Source organism: Kitasatospora sp. NPDC091257 (assembly GCF_044757675.1).
Taxonomy (GTDB): Bacteria; Actinomycetota; Actinomycetes; order Streptomycetales; family Streptomycetaceae; genus Kitasatospora; species Kitasatospora lactacystinica.
The window spans coordinates 1-2644 of sequence record NZ_JBIVVI010001218.1; the positions used below are offsets into that span (position 1 = coordinate 1).

General features: G+C 70.2%; 4 protein-coding genes. 3 read left to right on the forward strand and 1 reads right to left on the reverse strand.

Annotated features, from left to right (window positions below):
* Positions 1–65 precede the first annotated feature (65 nt).
* Positions 66–263 carry a hypothetical protein gene (locus ACIQOV_RS36475; RefSeq protein ID WP_401055098.1) on the reverse strand — a complete coding sequence of 66 codons (198 nt, stop codon included), beginning with the start codon at positions 261–263 and terminating at the stop codon, positions 66–68.
* 271 nt (positions 264–534) lie between these two features.
* Between ACIQOV_RS36475 and ACIQOV_RS36480 the strand changes: the two genes are divergently transcribed.
* From ACIQOV_RS36480 to ACIQOV_RS36490, 3 genes are all read left to right on the forward strand, one after another.
* Positions 535–879, forward strand: a complete 345-nt coding sequence (locus ACIQOV_RS36480; protein ID WP_401055099.1) for a hypothetical protein — start codon at positions 535–537, stop codon at positions 877–879.
* Positions 880–1461: 582 nt separating this feature from the next.
* Positions 1462–2187 carry a hypothetical protein gene (locus tag ACIQOV_RS36485; protein ID WP_401055100.1) on the forward strand — a complete coding sequence of 242 codons (726 nt, stop codon included), beginning with the start codon at positions 1462–1464 and terminating at the stop codon, positions 2185–2187.
* Positions 2188–2238: 51 nt separating this feature from the next.
* Positions 2239–2644 (forward strand): hypothetical protein (locus ACIQOV_RS36490; RefSeq protein ID WP_401055101.1); only part of this gene is annotated, 406 nt, incomplete at its 3' end.

The following is a 2644-nucleotide window of genomic DNA, read 5'->3' on the forward strand; positions in this document are numbered from 1 at the left end:
CTTCGTGCGCCTCGCGCAGCAGCACCTCGCCGGCCCATTTGCTGGCCGCGTAACCGTCGGCGTAATCACCGTCGAGGTCGCGTGCCCCGCAGTCGGTGCATCCACTCCTGCACGTACGGGCTGGTGTGCTCGATTGTGGTGGTGGAGTGCAGGCCGGTGGTGACGATGTCCTGGTCGGGTTCCGCGTAGAGGACGAAGTTGGCCCAGGAGGCCCGGTCCGTCGGGTCGTAGGTGGTCTTGAGTTCGTGCTCGGTGTAGCTCAACTGCGCTCGCTCCTTGGAGGTTCCCCGCCGCACAGGCGATGTCACGCTCAGTGTTGCAGGTGCTACCGGGACTCGTGGGGCCTTCACCGGCTGCGGCCAGATCGCATTTCTGTCGGCCGAATCCTTCCGCGCTGTCCCGGGGATGAGGCGGGTCGGACGGCTGACGCCCTGTCGGACCCGGCGACCTACGCCGCTGCCGCCCGCAGCGTGCCAACGTCCGCCGGCCTCAGCCTGGCCGACATCCTGGACGTGGCCGATCGGTGAGCACGACGTGGTGGGAGGAGCCGGATCGGTTCGCTGGTTCGTGCAGCTCGGCACTGGCGCGCCGGAGGATGCCGTGCTTGACGCGAAGTTGGCCGCCGAGGTCTCTGCTCTCCTGTTCGGCTTCCGGCAGGCGCTGCGCGCCGTCCAGGCCCGCCTTGCCCTCGATCCGCTGGGGGAGCGGCTGGCGGAACCGCATGACCCGGAGCGGGTGCGGATCACCAGGTTGTCCGTCCAGGAGGACAGCGTGGTGGTGGTGGCCACCGGTTCGACGGGTTCGGTCGTGGCGCGCGTTCACCGGCCGGCCGGGCAGATCGGTGTGGTGCGCGTGGTCCGCGTCATCTCCGGCCCCTGACATTTGACCAGGTCGCGGGACGCCCGTCGACCGGAACCCGCCCGACACCGTGCGGTCGGTGCCGGGGCGGTGTCGGCCTGGGTGAGCAGACCCAGCCGGAGGGCCATCGGTGCAGTCCTGGCCGCCGCCGAGGACCAGAAGTGAGCGGGTCGACGTCCAGATCGCACCCGCTGGTAGGCCGGCTGCCCGGTCCGAGCCGAGCCGCCGTCAACTCCGAGTCAGGCCGGCAACGGCCGCCGAGCACTACCACCCCAGCCCTGACCAACGCAGGACCAGCGCGAGGGCCCCGACCGGTGATGCCCAGCCGGATACGGTGGCCCGGCACGGCAGTCCCTTGAACGGTCAGACGGAGAACATCAGGCGGACCTCTTGCGCATCCCGAAGCGATCGCAGGATTCCGAGGCCGGTGGATGGGGCAATCCCCGCAAACGCCTGCACCGGCAAGCACGCGAACGGCAGCATGGGTGATCGGCCGGTGACCGACCGTGCCCAACAGCGCCCAACGACATCAAGACCGGCCGCCCCGAGCTGCGCCTGCTCCTCGACACCGACGGCACCTGGGAAGGCCTCTCCCCGGCCTACGTGTTCCTGGACCGTCTCACCCTGCTCGCCTCGACCCGCGAGCAGGCCGGCGGATTCCTCGCCGCCATGCTCGGTCTCACCTTGGATGACGACGACAGCGAGGAAGCCCTCACCCAGCTCGCCAACAGCGCCGTATTCGCGATGTGGCCGCTGGTCGAAGCGATCACCGACCCCGACGCCGTGATCGGCGGTTGGGAGCGACCCGGTGAGCACCCCGAACCTGCGGTCGCCGACACCCAGGACGGCCGGCCGTCCTGGCAGGCGACCGACAACACCAGCCGCTGGCGCGTCTCCCTCGCCGATCAGCGTCCTGGTCTTCGCGCCGTCAAGCAGGACCCCCCGGCCAGCAACGCCAACGACGCCGATGACACCGTTGTGGCAACCGCTTGGAACACCCTCCAGCTCGAGATGAACGTCGATGCGGGCCGGGTCGACCCGCTCTACGGTGAAGGCGGCATGACGCGGGACCAGGCTCTCGCTGCGGTCCAGAGCATCCTCGACCGGGGCGCCGCGATGGCCCCCGCGCTGTTCGGAGAGGCCGCCACCACCTGGCGGCGGGGAGCCAGCGACGACACTGTGTTCGCTGGCGTCTTCGTCTGGGCGATCTACGAGTACCCCGTCATCGAAGACCCCGTCCACCAGGCCATGGCGTGGATGGAGGACTTCGTACAGCGAGCTGGCCTCCCCGTCGCCTGGGTGCCGCCCGGCAGCACCCCACAGCCCTGACCCAGCCCGGCCACCGGCCGTCGTACCGCATCGAAGAGGACCACCACGTTGATGACCGATTCCCCCTCCGCCGAATCCGCTGCGAAGGTCGCCCGCGCCTACAAGCAACTGGCCGGCATCTACGGACCCACCGTCCACACCGAAGCTGCCCGCTTCCTGGACGACCTGTACGAGACCGCCGCCCGCCGCAGCACCTCGCAGCTGCCCGCCGACTTGGCCGACATGCGGGCCAAGGCGACGGCGAACCTCACCGACTTCGGGATCATCCTGCGCAGCGCCCAGGTCGTCAACAACCGCCTGGCCGCCGTGGAAAAACGCCAGGACCGGCTGGAACAGAGCCAGAGCCAGCTGGCCGCCGGCTCCGAGCGGCAGGCCGAACCTGCCGCCGCCCGCCACCGGGCCCACGCCCTCCTGGCCACCACCACCCCCGAACTGCGCGCCGAGCGCCCCTTGATCC